We start from the raw sequence: 18,856 nt of genomic DNA on the forward strand, positions 1-18,856 counted from the left end.
GGCGTCAGTTCACCTGGCGGGACTGGCCCTTCCAGTACGGCTCGCGGAGTTTGAACTTCTGGAGCTTGCCGGTGGCCGTCCGCGGCAGCTCGTCGACGAACTCCACCCGCTTCGGGGTCTTGTAGCCGGCCAGCCGGGTGCGGCAGAACGCGATCACGTCCTCGGCCGTCACCGGCGAGCCGTCGGTGACGATCAGCGCGGTCACCAACTCGCCCCACTTCTCGTCGGGGATGCCGATCACCGCGACTTCACGCACCGCCGGGAACGAGTTCAGCACGTCCTCGACCTCGATCGAGGACACGTTCTCGCCGCCGGAGATGATCACGTCCTTCTTGCGGTCGGTGATCGACAGGTAGCCGTCCTCGAACGCGCCGCCGTCGCCGGTGTGGAACCAGTCGTCGGCCTGCGCTTCGGCGGTGGCGTCGGGGTTCTCCCAGTAGGCGTCGAGGTTGTGGTTGGTCTGCGAGAGCACCTCGCCGGACTCGGAGACCGCGATGCGCACCCCGAGCGCGGGCGCACCGGCGCGCCCCAGCAGGCGGGCCTGCTCCTCCGCGGGCAGGTCGTCCCACTCGGACCGGAGCCGGTTGATCGTCAGCAGCGGAGCGGTCTCGGTCAGGCCGTAGATCTGGATGAACTCCCACCCCAGATCGGCGCGGATCCGCTCGATCGTCCGGGTCGGCGGCGGCGCTCCGGCCAGGATCACCCGCACCCGGTCACGCCCGGGGATCTCACCCTCCCAGGAGTCCAACGCCTCCAGCACCGCGTTCAGCACCGCCGGCGCCGCACACATGACGGTCACCCCGTGGTCGCGCACGCGCCGCAGGATCTCGGCGCCGTCGACCTTGCGCAGCACGACCTGGTGCACGCCGAGCCCGGTCATCGCGTAGGGCATGCCCCAGCCGTTGGCGTGGAACATCGGCAGCGTGTGCAGGTAGACGTCCCGGTCGGTGACGCCGGCGTGGAGCGCGAACACGGTCGCGTTGAGCCAGTTCGCGCGGTGGGTGAGCTGGACACCCTTGGGGCGCGCGGTGGTTCCGGACGTGTAGTTGAGCGTGCACGTCGCACCCTCGTCGGCCGCCCACGGCCGCGGTTGCCCGCCCCCGGTGAACATCGCGTCGTCACCCAGCACCACGGTGTGTTTCGCCGGCACCGAATCCAGCAGGCCGCGCAGCTCCGGATCGACGAGCAGGACGTCGGCTCCGCAGTGCGCGACGATGTACCCGATCTCCTCGGCGCCGAGCCGGAAGTTGATCGGCACCAGGATGCGGCCCCAGCCGGAGACCCCGAAGAACGACGCCAGCATGCGCCCGGCGTTGTGCGACACGATCGCGACCCGGCCGCCGACCGGGACGTCCAGCCCGTCGAGCCAGGCCGCCTGACTCCGGGCCATCCCGGCGAGCGACCGGTAGGACACCGCACCCAGCGACGGCGCCGGTTGGGTCGGTTCGTCGGTCACCCCGACCCGGTCGGGATAGACCGTTTCGGCCCGATCCAGAAAGTCCTTCACGTTGAGGGGATAGAACACGCGCCACCTCCGACGTCGAACTCGATCGATCGAAAGGTAATCGTGCGGGGCCCTCGACGCACCCGAAGTCGGTTACGCGGCGTGCTTGTGACCGCGACAACTTCTACTCAAAAATCGACAACCGACAAAACAGACTTTACTCGTTCCAGTGAGGCAGTTCACCCCAACATCTTTCTCATGGTTACCATGCGATCACTGACAGCTAAAACGTGTTGCGCAAACGTTACCGGGACCCGTTGACGACTACGAAGGGTTCTGGTGAAGTGTGCGCACTAATGTTGGATCCCGTTGCGATCCACACGGCAAGGAGGCGCACTGATGCCCACCCCTTCGCTTGACTCACTGCTCGGACGCTCCGGGATGAGCCGCCGGTCGCTCCTCCGCGTCACCGGGCTCGGTGCCGGCGCGATCGCCGCGGCCCCGCTGCTCGCGGCCTGCACCGGAGCCGACAGCGGCTCCGACAGCGGCTCCGGGACCGGCACCGTCACGTTCGGCTCGAACGGGTCCGACGAGGTGCCGAAGAAGGCCTACGCGGCCCTGATGTCGTCGGCCAAGGACGCGGCCGATGTGGACGTCAAGATCAACACCGTCGCTCACAACGACTTCCAGAACAACATCAACAACTACCTCAAGGGCAGCCCGGACGACGTGTTCACGTGGTTCGCCGGCTACCGCATGAAGTCGTACGCGAAGCAGGGGCTCGTCGCCGAGATCGACGACGTCTGGGAGAAGGTCGGCAGCAACTTCTCCGAGGCCTTCAAGACCGCCTCGACCGGTGACGACGGCAAGAAGTACTTCATCCCGCTCTACAACTACCCCTGGGGCTGGTTCTACCGCCCGAGCGTGTGGAAGGAAAAGGGCTACACCGAGCCCAAGACCTGGGACGAGCTCATCACGCTGGCCAAGAAGATGAAGGCCGACGGGCTCAACCCGATCGCCTTCGCGGACAAGGACGGCTGGCCGGCGTTCGGCACGTTCGACTACCTGAACATGCGCATCAACGGCTACCAGTTCCACGTCGACCTGATGGCGCACAAGGAGAGCTGGGAAGACGCGAAGGTCAAGAAGGTCTTCGACACCTGGAAGTCGATCTTCCCGTACCAGTCGGCCGACTCGCTGGGCCGCACCTGGCAGGAGGCGGCGCAGACCGTCGTCACCAAGAAGTCGGGCATGTACCTGCTCGGTTCGTTCGTCGGCCAGCAGTGGCCCGAGGGCGACACCGACATCGACTTCTTCCCGTTCCCGGAGATCGACTCGACGATCGGCGCGGACGCGATCGAGGCCCCGATCGACGGCTTCATGATGAGCAAGAAGGGCGGCGAGAACAAGAGCGCCCGCAAGCTCATGGAGTACCTGGCCACCGGTAAGGCCGAGGACGTCTACCAGGCCATCGACTCGAACAACGTCGGGGCGGCCAAGGACGCCGACGCCAGCAAGTACAACGCGCTGCAGAAGAAGTCGGCCGAGGTCATCGGGGCGGCGAAGAACATCTCGCAGTTCCTCGACCGCGACGCCGAGCCCGCGTTCGCGAACAACGCGGCGCTCCCGGCCTTCCAGCAGTTCATCAAGGACGGCAACGTCGCGTCGGTGACCAAGAGCCTCGAGGCGCAGGCCAAGCAGATCTACGGCAGCTGAGACAAGCGATGACGACCCCTCAGGCCACAGTGGCCAAGCGCAAGAAATTGCGCCGACTCACCGGCACCGACCGCGTCGTACTCGGGCTCATGGTCGGTATCCCGACGCTGATCGAGCTACTGCTGGTCTGGGGGCCGGCGCTGTTCTCGGTCCTCCTCGGGTTCACCGACGCCCGGACCGACATCGACCAGCCCGGCGGAGTGCACTTCGCCGGGCTGGACAACTACAAGTTCATCACCAGCGAGTACCCGCCGTTCTGGCCCGCGGTGCAGCACAACATCATCTGGCTGGTGTTCCTGGCGGTGATCGCCACGCCGCTCGGCCTGTTCCTCGCCGTGCTGCTCGACCAGAACCTCAAGGGCTCGCGGATCTACCAGAGCATCTTCTTCGTCCCCGTGATGCTCTCGCTCGCGCTGGTCGGCATCATCTGGCACCTGATCTACAGCCCGGACGCCGGTCTGCTCAACAGCGTGCTCGGCACCGCGGGTACCGCCGATCAGATCGACTGGTTCGGCGACTCGAGCATCAACCTCTGGGCCGCCCTCGTCGCGGCGTCCTGGAAACACGTCGGGTACATCATGGTGCTGTACCTGGCCGGCCTGAAGGGCGTCGACCCGTCGCTGCGCGAGGCCGCGGCGATCGACGGCGCCAACGCGGTGCAGACGTTCTTCCGGGTCGTCTTCCCGGCGATGCGCCCGATCAACATCGTGGTCGTCGTCATCACGGTCATCGAGGCGCTGCGTGCCTTCGACATCGTCTACGTGATCAACCGCGGCACCAACGGCCTGGAGCTGCTGTCCGCGCTGGTCGTACAGAACCTGGTCGGTGAGGGCACCCAGATCGGCGTCGGCGCGGCCATCGCGACCGTGCTGCTGGTGATCTCGCTGGTGCCGATCGTCATCTACCTCTGGCAGACCTTCCGGAACGAGGAGAAGTCATGACGGTCCTCACCGAAACCGGTGGTGAGACCACCGCTCCCCTGACCGCGGCCAAGACCTCCGAGGGTGGGCCGAAGCTCACCCGGGGCGGCCGGATCTTCAGCTACTCGTTCCTGACCGTCACGGCGTTCCTGTGGCTGGTCCCGCTGCTCTGGACGATCTACACGTCGTTGCGGCCGGAGAAGGACACCCAGAAGTACGGCTACCTGAGCACCGGCGGGTCGTTCAACTTCGACAACTACTCCAACGCCTGGAACCAGGGCGGGTTCTCGAAGTACTTCGTGAACTCGGCGATCATCACGATCCCGGCCGTGATCCTGACGCTGATGTTCGCCGCGATGGTCGCCTTCGCGGTGTCGCGCTTCAAGTGGAAGTTCAACGTCTCGCTGCTGATCCTGTTCACGGCGGGCAACCTGCTCCCCCCGCAGATCCTCGCCGCGCCGCTGTTCCAGCTCTACAAGCACTTCGAGCTGCCGTACTCGGTGAGCGACTCCGGGTCGCTGCTGAACACCTACTACGGCGTGATCGCCGCGAACATCGCATTCCAGGTGGGCTTCTGCACGTTCGTGCTGAGCAACTACATGAAGGCGCTGCCGGGCGAGCTCACCGAGGCCGCGATGGTCGACGGTGCCAGCGTCTGGACGCAGTTCTGGAAGATCATCCTGCCGCTGTGCCGTCCGGCGCTGGCCGCGCTGGGCACGCTGGTGGTCATCTGGATCTACAACGACTTCTTCTGGGCGCTGTTGTTCATCCAGACCGGCGACCGGCTACCGGTCACCACGGGTATCAACAACCTGTTCGGCCAGTACGCGCAGAACGACAACCTGATCGCCGCCGGTGCCCTGCTGACCGCGATCCCGGTGCTCGCCATCTACGTCGCGCTCCAGCGTCAGTTCGTCGCCGGCCTCACGCTCGGCGGTAGCAAGGGATGACGCTGCGTGCCGTCACCGCCCGGCTGGGCGGCAAGCTGGCCTACGGCGGTGACTACAACCCCGAGCAGTGGCCGGAATCGGTGTGGCGCGAGGACGTCGCGCTGATGAAAGAGGCCAAGGTCAACCTGGTCTCGCTCGGCATCTTCTCCTGGGCGAAGCTGGAGCCGGCCGAGAAGGAGTACGACTTCGGCTGGCTCGACCGGGTGCTGGACCTGCTCCACGACAACGGCATCGCGGTCGACCTCGCGAACGCGTCGGCCAGTCCCCCGCCGTGGTTCTCCCGCCGGTACCCGGACTCGCTCCCGGTCGACGTGAACGGCCAGCGGCGCTGGTACGGGGCGCGGCAGGCGTTCTGCCCCTCGTCGCCGGACTACCGCACGGCCACCGCGCGGCTGACCCGCACGATCGGCGAGCGGTACACGTCGCACCCGGCCGTGACGATGTGGCACGTCCACAACGAGTACGGCTGCCACAACTGGCACTGCTACTGCGACACCTCGGCCGAGGCGTTCCGCACCTGGCTGCGTGACCGGTACGAGAACCTCGACAGCCTCAACGAGGCCTGGGGCACCGCGTTCTGGAGCCAGCGCTACTACGACTGGGCCGAGGTCATCCCGCCCCGCACCCCGGCGTACAACTCGTTCGCGAACCCGACCCAGCAGCTGGACTACTGGCGGTTCTCCTCCGACGAGCTGCTCGACTGTTTCCGGGCCGAGGCGGACATCCTCCGCGAACTGTCCGACGCGCCGGTGACGACGAACTTCATGACGTTCTTCAAACCGCTGGACTACTGGGCCTGGGCCGCCGAGCAGGACCTGATCTCCAACGACCACTACCGGATCGTCGAGGGTCTCGGCCCGGGTGGGGCCACCCACGACCTGGCGATGTCCGGTGACCTGATCCGGTCGCTGGCCGGCGGCGAACCGTGGCTGCTGATGGAGCACAGCACCAGCGCGGTGAACTGGCAGCCGCGCAACCCGGCGAAGGGGCCCGGCCAGCTGCGCCGCGACAGCCTCACCCACGTCGCCAAGGGCGCCGACGGTGCGCTGTTCTTCCAGTGGCGGCAGTCGAAGGCCGGTGCGGAGAAGTTCCACTCGGCGCTGGTGCCGCACGCGGGCACGGACTCGCAGCTGTGGCGCGACGTGGTGCAGCTCGGCACCGACCTGGAGAACCTCGAGGAAGTGGCCGGCTCCACCGTCCGCGCCCAGGTCGCGATCACCGTCGACTGGGAGAGCTGGTGGGCCGTCGAGCTCGACTCGCACCCGAGCGCGGACGTCACCGGCCTGGGTGAGCTGCGCCGGTTCCACCGGGCGCTGTGGGAGCGCGGGGTCGCCTGCGACTTCGTGCACCCCGACCACGACCTGTCGGCCTACCGGCTGGTCATCGTGCCCACGCTGTACCTGACCGGCGGCGAGGCCGGGCCGAACCTGACCGAGTTCATCGAGGCCGGCGGCACCACGCTGGTGACGTACTTCTCCGGGATCGTGGACCACAACGACCACGTCCGGCTCGGGGGTTACCCGGGTGCGTTCCGCGACCTGCTCGGCGTCCGGGTGGAGGAGTTCAACCCGCTGCTGGAGAGCGTCCGGATCGACGGGCTGGACGACGCGACCGGAACGGTCTGGAGCGAGGCCGCGACCGCGACCACCGCCGAGGTGCTCGCCACCTACGGCGACGGCCCGCTCGCGGGTCGTCCGGTGCTCACCCGCAACACGGTCGGCGACGGCCAGGCCTGGTACCTCGGTACCCGGCTGGACGCCGCGAACCACGCCGCGCTGGTCGGGCGGCTGATGCAGGCGTCCGGCGTCGAACCCGTACTGTCCATCGCGGACTGGCCGGAGGGGCTGGACGTGGTCGAACGGGTCGGCGCCGACGCCCGGTACCTGTTCGCGATCAACGGGTCCGACACCGGGGTCGCGATTCCGGTGCGGGGACGCGACCTCCTCACCGGCCGGGACTGGGTGGAGAGCGATTCCGTCGGAGCGGGTGCGGTGGCCGTGATCCGGATCGCCGTTTAGGGCTGGAGGCATGGGCATGCGGGAATCGGCCAGCTGGCTGGCGCCGGGTCGGGTCAACCTGATCGGCGAGCACACCGACTACAACGACGGCTTCGTGCTGCCGCTGGCCATCGAATTCGGGTGCAGAGCGACGGTCTCACCCGGCCCGGCCGGAAGACTCCGGTTCGTCTCCGCGCAGGAGAACGACGCGGTCGAGCTCCGCGTCCCGGCGCTGCAGCCGGAGCGGGTCACCGGCTGGGCCGCGTACCCGGCCGGCGTGCTGTGGGCGCTGGGCCTCGAGGACCTGCCGGGGCTGACCGTCACCGTCGACTCCGACGTCCCGCTGGGCGCCGGGCTCTCCTCGTCGGCCGCGCTGACCTGCTCGGTCGCCGGAGCCGCGAACGACCTGCTGGAACTGGGCCTCTCGCCGCGCGAGCTGGTGACGGTCGCGCGCAAGGCCGAGAACGGCTTCGTCGGCGCGCCGACCGGCGGCATGGACCAGCTGGCCTCCATGCTCGGCGAGGCCGGGTCGGTGCTGTTCTGCGACATGCGCTCGCTCGACGTGCGTCCGGTGCCGTTCGACCTGGACGCCGAGGGCCTGGCGCTGCTCGTCGTCGACTCGAAGGCACCGCACCAGCACGCGGACGGCGAGTACGCGGCGCGGCGGCGCTCCTGCGAGCGGGCCGCGCACGTGCTCGGGGTGCCCGCGCTGCGTGACGTGACCGACCTCGACGGTGCCCTGGCGAAGCTCGCCCAGGACTCCGAGGGCGAGGAGCTGGTCAAGCGGGCCCGGCACATCGTCACCGAGAACGCGCGGGTCACCGACGTCGTCGCGCTGCTCGACGCCGGCCGGGTCCGGGAGATCGGCCCGGCGCTCACCGCGTCGCACGCGTCGATGCGCGACGACTTCGAGATCACGGTGCCCGAGGTCGACGTCCTGGTCGAGGCGCTGCTCTCGGCCGGCGCGTACGGCGCCCGGATGACCGGCGGGGGGTTCGGCGGGTGCGTCATCGCGCTCGTCGACAAGGACACGGTCGACGCCGCGACGCGTGCCGCCGTGGCCGCGGCGGCCTCGCGGGGCTTCGCCGAGCCGCGTGCCTTCGTGACCTCGCCGGCCGCGGGGGCACACGCCTTGGACGGGCCGGATGCTGGCTAGCCAGCGGCAGGCGCGCATCGTCGAGGAGATCCGCCGGGGCGGTGGGGTGCGGGTCAGCGACCTCACCGAGCTGCTCGGCGTCTCCGACATGACGATCCGCCGCGACCTGGAGGTGCTGGCGCGCGCCGGCGTGCTGCACAAGGTGCACGGCGGCGCGGTACTGGCGAACTCGCGGCGCACCGACGAGCCCGGCTTCGCGGTCAAGAGCGCACTGCAGCAACCGGCGAAGGAGGCGATCGCGGCCCGCGCGGCCGAACTGATCACGCCGGGCACCGCGATCGCGCTCTCGGCCGGCACCACCACCTGGACGCTGGCCCGCCACATCACCGCGATCCCGGAACTGACCGTCGTCACGAACTCGACGACGGTCGCCGACATCCTGGAGGCCCAGGCGCCCCGGGCCGGGTTCACGGTGATCCTCACCGGCGGGGTGCGCACGCCCAGCGCCGCGCTGGTGGGGCCGGTCGCCGACCAGTCGATCGCGTCGCTCCACGTCGACCAGCTGTTCATCGGCATGCACGGCATGGACGCGATCGCCGGGCTCACCACCCCCAACCTGGCCGAGGCCCAGACCAACCGCGCGCTGATCGGCAGTGCCCGGGAAGTCGTCGTGCTGGCGGACTCCACGAAGTGGGGCATCGTCGGGCTCGCCGACTTCGGGCCGCTGTCCACCGCGGACGTCCTCATCACCGACAGCGGCCTGCCACCGGCCGCCCACGACATCCTGGCCGAGTCGGTCGGCGAGCTCATCGTCGTCGACGCCCCGGCCGACCACCCTGCCGTCGGAGACCGCACATGAGCAACATCACCGAGATCCACCTCTCCGACTCCCGAGAGCTGTTCTACTTCGACGACGCACCGGGCAAGGACCGGTCGGCCGTCGACGAGCGGGGCCTGCCGCACGTGACGAGCACGTCCGAGCGCCGGTGGGACAATCTCGCCGGCGAGTGGGTGGTGATCGCCGGGCACCGGCAGTCGCGCACGTTCCTGCCGCCGACCGACCAGTGCCCGCTCTGCCCGACGCGCGACGCGGACCACCGCACCGAGATCCCGGCGCCGGACTACGACGTGGTGGTGTTCGAGAACCGCTTCCCGTCGCTGTCGGTGGCCTCGACCGGCGAGTCCGCGGTCGACGGCCTGTTCGACACCGAACCGGGCAACGGGCGCTGCGAGGTCGTGTGTTTCACGTCCGACCACAACGGGGCGTTCTCGCAGCTGCCACCGGAGCGGGTGCGTACCGTGCTGGACGCGCTGTCGAACCGCACCGAGGCCCTGGGCCGGATCCCGGGGGTGGAGTACGTCTTCGCCTTCGAGAACCGCGGCGAGGAGATCGGGGTGACGCTGTCGCACCCGCACGGGCAGATCTACGCGTACCCGTTCGTGCCGCCGCGCATGGAGCGCACCCGGCAGGCGCTGCGCGGGTACCACGAGGCCACCGGCGAGTGCCTGCAGTGCGCGCTGCTCGCCGCCGAGCAGGCCGCCGGTGCGCGGATCGTCGAGAAGGGCACGCACTTCACCGCGTACGTGCCGTTCGCGGCACGATGGCCCTACGAGGTCATGATCGTGCCCCACCGGCACGTGCCCGACCTGCCCGCGCTGAACGAGGACGAGCTCGCGGAACTGGCGGAGCTGTATCCGTCGGTGCTGCGCCGGTTCGACGGGCTGTTCGAGCAGCCGGCACCGTACATCGCGGGCTGGCAGCAGGCGCCGGTGCGCGCGGGCCGGGAGCAGTGGCACCTGGCGCTGCAGGTGTTCTCGATCCGGCGGGCGCCGGGCAAGCTCAAGTACCTGGCCGGCTCGGAGTCCGGTGCGGCGGTGTGGATCAACGACATCGCCCCCGAGAAGGCCGCCGCGGCGTTGCGTGGAGAGAATTGAGCCCATGCTGACGCCAGACGAGTTGCTGACCACGACGCGCAGTGTCCGGAAGCGGCTGGACCTGACCCGCGAGGTCCCGTTCGCGCTGATCCGGGAGTGCCTGGACATCGCGCTGCAGGCGCCGAGCGGGTCGAACGCCCAGTCCTGGCACTGGGTCGTGGTCACCGACGCGTCGAAGCGGGCCGCGATCGCGTCGTACTACGCGGACTCCTGGGAGCGTTACCTCGCGTCCGGACGCTCGGCGGGCGCCCTCTACGCCGACGACCCGGAGCGGGCCGCGGTGCAGCAGCGCATCGGCAGCTCCGGTCAGTACCTGGCCGACCACATGGCCGAGGTGCCGGTGCTGGTGATCCCGTGCATCCGCGCGGGCTCCCTGGGCGCGGGCAACCAGGCCGGCCTCTGGGGCTCGATCCTGCCGGCCACCTGGAGCTTCATGCTGGCGGCCAGGGCCCGCGGGCTCGGCACCGCCTGGACGACGCTGCACCTGCGTCACGAGGCGGCGATCTCGGAGCTGCTCGGCATCCCCGAGGGCATCGCCCAGGCGGCGCTGATCCCGACCGCCTACTACACCGGCGAGACGTTCAAGCCGGCCGCCCGCCAGCCCCTCGACGAGGTCCTCCACGTCGACGCCTGGTGAGCGGACGGGCGCTGGACGCAGCGCCTAGAATCGCGGCATGGATCAGGCCTGGAAGTTGGAGCAGCACTTCTGGGCGGAGCTCAGCGAAGGCCGGGCGGCCGGCTTCTACGCCCGCCACATGACCTCCGACGGGTACGTGGTGCTCCCCAGCGGTGTCGTCGAGCGGGACGAGCTGATCAGCCGCTGGGAGCAGCACGAGCCGCTCACCTACGAGCTCTCCGAGCCGCGTCTGCTGCTGGTGGACGGCAACGTCCTGGTGCAGTACCACGCGTACGCCGACGGGAGCTGGCTGCCGAACTACCGGGCCTGGGTGACGTCGCTCTACACGTGGGAGGGCGCCGACTGGGCGCTGGTCTTCCGCCAGCACACTCCCACCGGCGAGTTCGCCTTCTAGCGGTCGGCCGGGGAGAGCTCGGCGATCAGGTCACCGAGCACGCGGCGGGCGAGGTCGAGCTCGTCCGCGGCGCGGGCCAGGGCCTGGTCGTGGTCGTTCGTCGCGGAGAGCCAGCCCAGCGTGGCCAGCTCCTCGAAGCTCGCGCACACGTCGGCCAGCGCGCCGGCGCCGATGTTGGCGGCCGAGCCCTTGAGCTTGTGGGCCTTCTCGGCCGTGGCCGACGCGTCCCCGGTGTGCACGGCGTCGCGCAGCGCGGCGAGCGTCTGGGGTGCGGTGCTGACGAACGCGCTGACCATCTCGGCCAGGATCTCCTTCTCCCCGTCGGTGGGGGCCGGCCCGGCGATGTCGGCGAACCGGGCCCGGATGCTGCTCTCCTGCTCGGCGGCGGCGGCCACCAGCCCGGGCTCCCGCGCCCCGGCCCGCGGCGCGGCCTCCCCGGCCGGCGCCTCCGCCGCTCCGGCCGGTGGCGGCCCGGGGGCCGGAACCGCCGAGCGCGCGAACTCGTCCAGGACCGCGCGCAGGTCGTCGGCACGGACGGGTTTGGGCAGGTAGTCGTCCATGCCCGCCGCGCGGCACGCGGCCTTGTCCTCCACCAGCACGCTCGCGGTCATCGCGATGATGTGCGGCTGCCGGTCCTCGGGCACCTCGGCCCGGATCCGGCGGGTCGCTTCCAGCCCGTCCATCACCGGCATCTGCACGTCCATCAGGATGACGTCGTACGGCGCCAGCTGCACCGCACGCACCGCCTCGAGGCCGTCGGCGACGGTGTCGACCAGGTGCCCCTGCTTCGACAGCATCAGCTGGGCCACTTTCTGGTTCACCGGGTTGTCCTCGGCGAGCAGGATCCGCAGCGGCACCGACGCCGGCGCCGGCGGTGCCTCGACCATGTCGTCGGAGTCCGGCAGCCCGCGCGCCACGACCCGCGCCAGCGTCGAGTGCAGCGTCGATCCGCGCGCGGGTTTGGTCAGCACCGCGTCGAACAGCTTCTGCTGGTCGGGGCCCGGCCGCCAGGCGACGCTGGTGAGCAGGATCAGCGGCAGGTCCGCGGTGGCCGGCGACGAGCGCAGCCGGGCGGCCAGCTGCGCGCCGTCCACCTCCGGCATGTGCATGTCGAGCACCGCGACGTCGTACTGCGCGGAGACACGCAGCAGCTCGAGCGCCTCCGCCGCCGACGCCACGTCGGTGCAGCGCAGCCCCCACCCGGCCAGCTGCAGACGCAGCACCCGGCGGTTGGTCGCGTTGTCGTCGACGATCAGCGCGTGGGCGTCGGCGAGCGCGCTGTGGTCGGCCGGCTGGAGTTCCCGGTCGACGCAGCCGGTCAGCAACGCGGTGAGCGTGAACGTCGAACCGACGCCGACCTCGCTGTGCACCGCGATGTCGCCACCCATCGCGTTCGCCAGCCGGCGGCTGATCGCCAGCCCGAGCCCGGTGCCGCCGTACACCCGGGTGGTGGACGAGTCGACCTGCGCGAACGACCGGAACACCCGGTCCATCCGGTCGGCCGGGATGCCCGGGCCGGTGTCGCGCACCTCGGCGGTCAGCGTGACCGGCCCGTCCGGCGCGTCGGTGAGCAGGTGTCCGCGTACCGCGAGCACGACCTCGCCGACCGCGGTGAACTTCACCGCGTTGCTGAGCAGGTTCACCATGATCTGACGCAGCCGGGTGACGTCGCCGCGCAGCACCGGCGGGGTGGCCGAGTCGAGGCTGCCGACCAGTTCCAGGCCTTTGCGCTCGGCGTCCAGCGCCACCAGCGCGAGCGCCGAGTCCATGCACTCGCGCAGGTCGAACGCCTCGTCGTCGAGCTCGAGCTCCCCGGACTCGATCTTCGAGAAGTCGAGGATGTCGTTGATGATGCCGAGCAGCGCCTCGCCGGAGTCGCGGACCGTCTTCACGAACTCGCGCTGGTCGTTGTCCAGGTGGGTGTCCATCAGCAGCCCGGTCATGCCGATCACCGCGTTCATCGGCGTCCGGATCTCGTGGCTCATCGTGGCCAGGAACGAGGCCTTGGCCGCGGCCGCCGCGACGGCCTGGTCCCGGGCCTGCGAGATCGCCTCGATCGAGTCGTTGACCGCCTGCCCCATCCGTTCCAGCTCCACCGGCCCCGACACCTCGGCCCGGCGGCTCAGGTCACCGTCGGTGATCCGGTTCGCGGCCGCGGTGACCTCCTTGATCGGCCGGGTGATCCGCCGGGTCACCCACCACGCGCCCAGGCCGACGACGAGTACCGCCGCGGTCGAGCCCCACAGGATCAGCGCGCGGGTGTTCAGCGCGCTCTGCCTGCTGGCGGCCTGCCGCTCGACCAGCAGCCGCACCTCCTCGGAGCGCATGGCGTCCAGGCCGCTGGAGATCTGGATCATCGCGGCCGAGCCCTGGCCCGACACCGTGAAGCTGCGTGCCGCGTCGAAACCGGCGTTGCGGCGCAGCGACACGGTCTCGGCCATGATCGCGAGCTTGACCTGCACCGGCGGGTCGAGCGCGTCGAGCATGTCCTGCTGGCGGGGGTTGTCGGCGGTGGCGACGCGCAGCTGCGCGAGGTCCTTGCCGACCTGCCTGGTGGCCTCCAGGTACGGGAACAGGTAGCTCTCCCGCCCGGTGATGACGTAGCCGCGCTGCCCGCGCTCGGCGTCCAGGAACCGCTGGCGCACCACGTCGATGCGGTGCAGGACGTCGTAGGAGTGATCGACGGGCGCGCGTTCCTGCAGCAACGTCCCGATCCGGACGTAGGCGCTCAGCCCGATGACCGCCAGCACGAGCATCGCGAGCAGGAAGCCGATCGCGAGCAGCCGCCCGACCGTGAGCCGGGCGGTGAACGGGACGCTGCGCGGCGCGGTGGCCGGGGCGTCCGGGGGCACGGTGCCGGACGGTCCGGACGACTCGTCCGGACCGGTCGCGGATGGCTCCCTCCCCGCGCCGGTCAGCGCTGCCCCCTCGTCCGTCAGTGGGTGCGCGCGTCCGGGCGTTCGGCGAGAAGCACCCGAATCGCACCCGTCGGCCCATCGGCTCCGCGCCCGTCGTCCTGAAGGTTTTCCGATTCTGACGCCACGGCGCGTGGCGGTACGATGCCGCGGTGTCCGGGGACAAGCCCTTACCTGCGCAGTTCGAACCGACCACCTGGTACCCGGAGCTGAGACTGTTCCCGGCGGCCACCAGAGCGGGTGACTGGCCGGCCATCGCCGCCGGTTTCCAGCAGCTGGGCGGCTGGCAGGCGGCCACGGTCGCGATCGACCTGATCGCCGACGTCCACGGGGCCGACCAGTTCTTCCGGCAGGTCGTGGCCCGTGACCCGTCCCCGATGGCGGCGACGATCCTCGGGCGCTGCCTGATCCACGCCGGCTGGCGGATCCGCACCGCCGCCCGCGCCTCGCAGGTGTCCCGGCAGCAGTTCGACGCGCTCCACGCCCACCTGCGTGACGCCGAGCGCGCCCTGATGGACGTCACGGCGCGCGACCCCCGGGCGCTGCTGGCGTGGGAGAGCCGGCTGACCACCGCGCGCGGCCTGGAGCTCGGGGTCGCGGAGGGGCGGCGGCGCTACGACCGGCTCGCCCGGGTGGCCCCCCACCACTTCTGGGCGCAGAGCTTCTTCCTGCAGCACGCCTGCCCCAAGTGGGGCGGCTCCTGGGAGGAGGCGTTCGGGTTCGCCCGGCAGTGCGCGGCCGCCGCACCCCCCGGTGGGATGCACGGTGCGCTGGTCGCGACCGTGCACCTGGAGCGCTGGGCGAGCCTGACGGGCGACGAGTCGACGCAGCACGTGCTCGACGCCCGCCCGGAGGTCTGGGCCGCCGCCCAGCGTTCGGTGCTCCACCCGGCGTTCCGGCGGGAGCCCGGCTGGGTGTTCGCGGTCAACGCGTTCGCGTTCTTCTTCCACGTCACCGGCGACAACCCGGCCGCGCGGCCGTTCTTCCACCTGCTCGGCGACTTCGGGCACACCCGCTGGTGGGAATCGTTCGGCGACCCGGTGGAGGAGTTCCAGGCCGGGAAGGCGCAGACGTTCGGGGGCGTGCGGGCGTGATCAAGGAAACCGAAGTCGACGGCGTCCCGACGCTGATCGCGCCGGTCAACGGCCCGATGAGCGCCGGGCTGGTGTTCCGCGTCGGGTACGCCGACGAGGTGCTGGCACGCGCGGGCATCACGCACCTGATCGAGCACCTGGCGCTCTTCGACACCGGCCAGGCCGACTACCACTACAACGGTCGCACCGGCGCCGCGTTCACCGAGTTCCACCTGCGTGGCCGCGAACACGACGTGGTCTCGTTCCTCACCGGCGTCTGCACGTCGCTGGGTGCGCTGCCGATGCACCGCCTGGAGATCGAACGGCAGGTGCTGCTCACCGAGGAGTCCGGGCAGTCGCTGACGCCGGCGCACGTGCTCGCGCCCTGGCGGTACGGCGCCCGCGGCTACGGCCTGCCCGGGTACCTCGAGTACGGCGTCCCGGTGATCACCCCGGACGAGATCCAGCACTGGCTGCGCACCTGGTTCACCAAGGAGAACGCGGTGCTCTGGATCGCCGGTGACGGCGTGCCGGCCGGGTTGCGGCTCCCGCTGCCGAGCAGCGGCCGACGCTGGGCGCCGCCGGCCGTCACCAGCGCGCTGCCGGTCACGCCGGCGTACTTCCGGGGGCCGCTGAACGGCGCGGCGTTCGACGCGGTGGTGCCGATCGGCGCGGCGTCGCAGGTCTACGCCGAGGTGCTGCAGCGGGAGCTGTTCCGCGAGCTGCGCCAGGCCAGCGGCCTCTCGTACACCACCGCCACCGGGTACACCACGCACGCGCACGGCACCGCCCAGGTGACCGCGGTGGCCGACGCGCTGCCCGAGAAGCAGTCGGCGGTGCTCGGCGGGCTGATCGACGCGCTGCTGACGCTGTCGGTCGGGCGGGTCGAGCAGGCCGACGTCGACGCGGCCAAGACCAAGGGCCGGGAGGCGCTCACCGACCCCGACGCCGAGGCCGCGATGCTCAGCGCGCAGGCCAACGCGCTGCTGGTCGGCAGACCGATCCGGACGGTCGAGGAGCGGCTGGCCGAGCTCGACGCGGTCACCGTCGAGCAGGTCGCCGAGGTCGCGGCCGGCGCGATGACGACCGGCCTGCTGCTGGTGCCGCCGGGTAGCACCGCCGACTGGGCCGGGTTCACCGCCGCCCCGACGACGTCGTACACGGTGGTGCCCGGCCACACGTTCGCCGTGGTCGACGACGATCAGGACCGGTTCCACATCGGCCCGACGGGCGTCAGCCGGGTGATCGGCGACCAGGCCGCGACCGTGCTGTACGCGGAGTGCTCGGCGATGCTGATCTGGCCGGACGGCGGCCGGCTGCTGATCGGCCACGACGGCATGCGTGTCGCGGTGGAGCCGACGATGATCGCCGGCGACCCCACCGTGCTCTACCAGGTGGGGACGGGGTTGCCGCCGCACCTGGTGGTGCGGATGCCCGCGCGCGAGGAGTCGGAGATCCCCCGCCCGGAGCCCGTCGCGCCCACGCCCGCACCACCGGAGAAACAGGGCCTCTTCCGGCGGAAGAAGAGCTAGCTAGGGGCGGGCGCGGGCCGCGGCGTCGGCGATCGGGCCGCGGTGGACGCGCCCGTGGCCCGGCAGCACCAGGTCCGCGTCCAGGGCTTCGAGGGTGCCCAGGGTCTCCACCGTGCGGTCCAGGTCGTGGTGGAAGATCGGGTGCAGCAGCTGCGGGCCGGTGACCGGCGACGTCGGGTGCCCGGTCACCAACGTGTCGCCGGTGACGATCACCCCGTGCTCCGGCAGGAGATAACAGGTGTGCCCGGACGTGTGGCCCGGCGTCAGCACCGGCACCGGGCGCCCGGGCAGGTCGAGCGGCCCCTCGGCCGGGAACGGCGCGGCGTCGGGCAGCGTCACGTGCTTCGTGCCCCCGACCCGCAGCACGTGCAGACCCCAGGGCAGGAAGCCGGGCCGGTGCACGTTGCGCAGGACGTCGACCGGCGTGGCCTGCTCCCGGTACTCACCGTGCACGTGACGCACCTCGGTGGGCGAGAGGTACACCGGCGTGGACCCGCTCACCAGCTGCGGGAGCGAGCCGATGTGGTCGATGTGGCCGTGCGTCACCAGGACGGCCGCGATCTGGGCCGGTCGGTACCCGATCAGGTCCAGCGACTGCCGGACCGCGTCGACGTCACCCGGATAACCGGCGTCGATCAGCGTGACCGCGTCGCCGTCGGCCAGTACGACCCAGTTGACCGCGTCGCCTTCGACAAAATGCACACGATCGGCTACTTCCGTCACGGTGGGGGTGCCCATGTCCCGCGACGGTAGCAAGCGCCGCTACACGGGGATCGCGGCCCACACGGTTTTGCCGTCGGGCTGCTCCTGGCAGCCCCACTTGTCGGCGATCGCGGCGATCAGCGGCAGCCCGCGTCCGCGCGTGGAGAGCGGGTCGAGCTCGCGCACGACGACCGGCCGGCAGCTCTCGTCGTGCACCGACACCTTCACGAACGTGCCGCAGAGCTTGACCGCGAGGCGGAACGGCGTCCTGGCGTGGTCGACGACGTTCGCGACCAGCTCGTGGACGACGAGCAGGATGTCCTCGGCGGCGGTGCCACCGATGCGCCACTGGGTGAGCAGGTCACGCACCGTCCGACGGATCTCGGCCGTCGCGGCCGGCGTCGGTGCGTGCGCCTGGTCGAGCTCGACGGTCGGGTCGCAGTCGCTGCGCATCGGGCTGATCACCTCCACAGTCCCAGTATTTGCCACGACCCGCAGAGCGAAACAAATCGGATCTCAGGCGACCAGGCGCTCGGCCGTGTCCACGTCCGTGATCAGCACGTTCACCCAGTCGTTGAGTAACGCCGCCCGGATCGCGGAGAGCTTCCGCTCACCGCCGGCCACCGCGACCCGCCGGTCGATCGTGCGTAAGTCGGCGCTCGAGATCCCGACGACCCGCTGATCGAGCCGGGACTTCACCGGGCGCCCGTGGTCGTCGAAGAACCGCAGGCAGACGTCGCCGACCGCGCCGAGGGACCGCAGCTCGTCCTGGTCGGCCTCGGCCACCGCGTTGCCCGAGCGCAGCAGCAGCGGCGACGGTTCGAGGCTGCCGATGCCGACGAGCGCGACGGTCAGCTCCTTCCACTGCGCCATGACGGCGGCGACCGCGTCGTCCTGGGTGAGCGCCCGGCGGATCGCCGGGGTGCCGACCAGCCCGGGCGAGGGCACGAACACCGGGCGCGCGCCGGTCAGCTCGGCCAGCCGCCCGGTGAGGCGGGTGGCCTGCACCTGCGCCTCCGGGCTGCCGACTCCCCCGACGATCTGCACGACCCGGTCGGCGACCGAGGTGTGTTTGGGGTGCATGGCGTCGACGGCGGCGAGCAGCGACTCGCTCCAGGACGAGATGCCGATGACGTCGCCGCCCTTGAGCGTCGCGTCCAGGTACACCGCGGCGGCCGCACCGAGCGCGGGGATGACGTCGCCGTTCGAGCCCTCGGTGTCGACGACGACCGCGTCACGCAGCCCGTACCGCTCCTGCAGCCGCTCCTCGAGTTCGGTGTGCACGCCGGGCGGCAGCACGACGACCGTGCGGACGATGCCGCGGGTCGTGGCCTCTTTCAGCAGGCGGGAGACGCGGGGCTGCGAAATGTTTAGTTGCGCGGCGATCTCGGGCTGGCGCATGCCCTGCTCGTGGTACATCCGCGCGACCTTCGCCAGCATCCGGAGCTGCTCGGCCGCCGCGGTGCGCACGCCGGTGACCGGCATCGGCGTCTCCCTCAGAGTTATTCAAGCGAAGTGTAGTGGGGCCGCCGGAGCGGCCCCACC

At 70.7% G+C, this 18,856-nt stretch carries 16 protein-coding genes; 11 read left to right on the forward strand and 5 right to left on the reverse strand.

What is annotated here, in order from left to right; all coding sequences use genetic code 11:
- Nucleotides 1–4: 4 nt before the first annotated feature.
- Nucleotides 5–1,525, reverse strand: a complete 1,521-nt coding sequence (locus ABD437_RS25155) for an AMP-binding protein (RefSeq protein ID WP_344651388.1) — start codon at nucleotides 1,523–1,525, stop codon at nucleotides 5–7.
- A 318-nt stretch (nucleotides 1,526–1,843) separates the two neighbouring features.
- Here ABD437_RS25155 and ABD437_RS25160 point away from each other — a divergent pair, with 318 nt between their 5' ends.
- Genes ABD437_RS25160 through ABD437_RS25200 form a run of 9 tightly spaced genes read left to right on the forward strand, consistent with a single transcriptional unit; the run spans nucleotide 1,844 to nucleotide 11,089 of the window.
- Entirely contained in the window at nucleotides 1,844–3,160 is a 1,317-nt protein-coding gene (locus ABD437_RS25160) for an ABC transporter substrate-binding protein (protein ID WP_344651389.1), read from the forward strand.
- A gap of 8 nt (nucleotides 3,161–3,168) precedes the next feature.
- Complete coding sequence (locus tag ABD437_RS25165; RefSeq protein WP_344651390.1) at nucleotides 3,169–4,101, forward strand: carbohydrate ABC transporter permease; 933 nt, start codon at nucleotides 3,169–3,171, stop codon at nucleotides 4,099–4,101.
- Nucleotides 4,098–5,030, forward strand: coding sequence for a carbohydrate ABC transporter permease (locus ABD437_RS25170; protein ID WP_344651391.1), 933 nt, complete (start codon nucleotides 4,098–4,100; stop codon nucleotides 5,028–5,030). Before ABD437_RS25165 ends, ABD437_RS25170 begins: the two co-directional genes overlap by 4 nt.
- The gene (locus tag ABD437_RS25175; protein WP_344651392.1) at nucleotides 5,027–7,048 is read left to right on the forward strand and encodes a beta-galactosidase; all 2,022 of its coding nucleotides are present in this window, start codon (nucleotides 5,027–5,029) and stop codon (nucleotides 7,046–7,048) included. The genes ABD437_RS25170 and ABD437_RS25175 overlap by 4 nt, the downstream gene beginning before the upstream one ends.
- Nucleotides 7,049–7,058: 10 nt before the next feature.
- The gene (gene galK / locus ABD437_RS25180) at nucleotides 7,059–8,183 is read left to right on the forward strand and encodes a galactokinase (protein WP_344651393.1); all 1,125 of its coding nucleotides are present in this window, start codon (nucleotides 7,059–7,061) and stop codon (nucleotides 8,181–8,183) included.
- Complete coding sequence (locus tag ABD437_RS25185; RefSeq protein ID WP_344651394.1) at nucleotides 8,173–8,982, forward strand: DeoR/GlpR family DNA-binding transcription regulator; 810 nt, start codon at nucleotides 8,173–8,175, stop codon at nucleotides 8,980–8,982. The genes galK and ABD437_RS25185 overlap by 11 nt, the downstream gene beginning before the upstream one ends.
- Complete coding sequence (gene galT / locus ABD437_RS25190) at nucleotides 8,979–10,058, forward strand: galactose-1-phosphate uridylyltransferase (RefSeq protein WP_344651395.1); 1,080 nt, start codon at nucleotides 8,979–8,981, stop codon at nucleotides 10,056–10,058. Before ABD437_RS25185 ends, galT begins: the two co-directional genes overlap by 4 nt.
- A 4-nt stretch (nucleotides 10,059–10,062) precedes the next feature.
- Nucleotides 10,063–10,695: a nitroreductase family protein gene (locus ABD437_RS25195; RefSeq protein WP_344651396.1), complete on the forward strand. Its 633-nt coding sequence runs from the start codon at nucleotides 10,063–10,065 to the stop codon at nucleotides 10,693–10,695.
- A gap of 37 nt (nucleotides 10,696–10,732) precedes the next feature.
- A complete protein-coding gene (locus ABD437_RS25200; protein ID WP_344651397.1) occupies nucleotides 10,733–11,089 on the forward strand; it encodes a hypothetical protein in 357 nt (118 codons plus the stop codon).
- On the opposite strand, the gene ABD437_RS25205 is transcribed toward ABD437_RS25200, so the two are convergent.
- Nucleotides 11,086–13,941, reverse strand: coding sequence for a hybrid sensor histidine kinase/response regulator (locus ABD437_RS25205; protein WP_344651398.1), 2,856 nt, complete (start codon nucleotides 13,939–13,941; stop codon nucleotides 11,086–11,088). The two genes, ABD437_RS25200 and ABD437_RS25205, sit on opposite strands and share 4 nt — an antisense overlap.
- A 215-nt stretch (nucleotides 13,942–14,156) precedes the next feature.
- On the opposite strand from ABD437_RS25205, the gene ABD437_RS25210 reads away from it, so the two are divergent.
- Together ABD437_RS25210 and ABD437_RS25215 are read left to right on the forward strand one after the other, a co-directional pair.
- Nucleotides 14,157–15,098, forward strand: a complete 942-nt coding sequence (locus ABD437_RS25210) for a hypothetical protein (protein WP_344651399.1) — start codon at nucleotides 14,157–14,159, stop codon at nucleotides 15,096–15,098.
- Nucleotides 15,095–16,609 (forward strand): peptidase M16 family protein, encoded by a 1,515-nt coding sequence (locus tag ABD437_RS25215; protein ID WP_344651400.1) that lies wholly within the window; start codon nucleotides 15,095–15,097, stop codon nucleotides 16,607–16,609. The genes ABD437_RS25210 and ABD437_RS25215 overlap by 4 nt, the downstream gene beginning before the upstream one ends.
- On the opposite strand, the gene ABD437_RS25220 is transcribed toward ABD437_RS25215, so the two are convergent.
- The 3 genes from ABD437_RS25220 to ABD437_RS25230 are packed head-to-tail and all read right to left on the reverse strand — an operon-like array spanning nucleotide 16,610 to nucleotide 18,796.
- Entirely contained in the window at nucleotides 16,610–17,347 is a 738-nt protein-coding gene (locus ABD437_RS25220; protein ID WP_344651401.1) for an MBL fold metallo-hydrolase, read from the reverse strand.
- Nucleotides 17,348–17,371: 24 nt separating this feature from the next.
- Nucleotides 17,372–17,782 carry an ATP-binding protein gene (locus ABD437_RS25225; protein WP_344651402.1) on the reverse strand — a complete coding sequence of 137 codons (411 nt, stop codon included), beginning with the start codon at nucleotides 17,780–17,782 and terminating at the stop codon, nucleotides 17,372–17,374.
- Nucleotides 17,783–17,827: 45 nt separating this feature from the next.
- Nucleotides 17,828–18,796 (reverse strand): sugar-binding transcriptional regulator, encoded by a 969-nt coding sequence (locus ABD437_RS25230; protein ID WP_344651403.1) that lies wholly within the window; start codon nucleotides 18,794–18,796, stop codon nucleotides 17,828–17,830.
- Nucleotides 18,797–18,856: the final 60 nt, after the last annotated feature.

This window comes from Cryptosporangium japonicum, assembly GCF_039524755.1.
Lineage (GTDB): Bacteria > Actinomycetota > Actinomycetes > Mycobacteriales > Cryptosporangiaceae > Cryptosporangium > Cryptosporangium japonicum.

What these genes read in the sequence shown, in the direction of transcription:
- ABD437_RS25160 (WP_344651389.1), top strand. Translation starts at nt 1,844, where the DNA reads ATGCCCACCCCTTCGCTTGACTCACTGCTCGGACGCTCCGGGATGAGC.
- ABD437_RS25165 (WP_344651390.1), top strand. Translation starts at nt 3,169, where the DNA reads ATGACGACCCCTCAGGCCACAGTGGCCAAGCGCAAGAAATTGCGCCGA.
- ABD437_RS25170 (WP_344651391.1), top strand. Translation starts at nt 4,098, where the DNA reads ATGACGGTCCTCACCGAAACCGGTGGTGAGACCACCGCTCCCCTGACC.
- ABD437_RS25175 (WP_344651392.1), top strand. Translation starts at nt 5,027, where the DNA reads ATGACGCTGCGTGCCGTCACCGCCCGGCTGGGCGGCAAGCTGGCCTAC.
- galK (WP_344651393.1), top strand. Translation starts at nt 7,059, where the DNA reads ATGGGCATGCGGGAATCGGCCAGCTGGCTGGCGCCGGGTCGGGTCAAC.
- ABD437_RS25185 (WP_344651394.1), top strand. Translation starts at nt 8,173, where the DNA reads ATGCTGGCTAGCCAGCGGCAGGCGCGCATCGTCGAGGAGATCCGCCGG.
- galT (WP_344651395.1), top strand. Translation starts at nt 8,979, where the DNA reads ATGAGCAACATCACCGAGATCCACCTCTCCGACTCCCGAGAGCTGTTC.
- ABD437_RS25195 (WP_344651396.1), top strand. Translation starts at nt 10,063, where the DNA reads ATGCTGACGCCAGACGAGTTGCTGACCACGACGCGCAGTGTCCGGAAG.
- ABD437_RS25200 (WP_344651397.1), top strand. Translation starts at nt 10,733, where the DNA reads ATGGATCAGGCCTGGAAGTTGGAGCAGCACTTCTGGGCGGAGCTCAGC.
- ABD437_RS25220 (WP_344651401.1), bottom strand. Translation starts at nt 17,347, where the DNA reads ATGGGCACCCCCACCGTGACGGAAGTAGCCGATCGTGTGCATTTTGTC.
- ABD437_RS25230 (WP_344651403.1), bottom strand. Translation starts at nt 18,796, where the DNA reads ATGCCGGTCACCGGCGTGCGCACCGCGGCGGCCGAGCAGCTCCGGATG.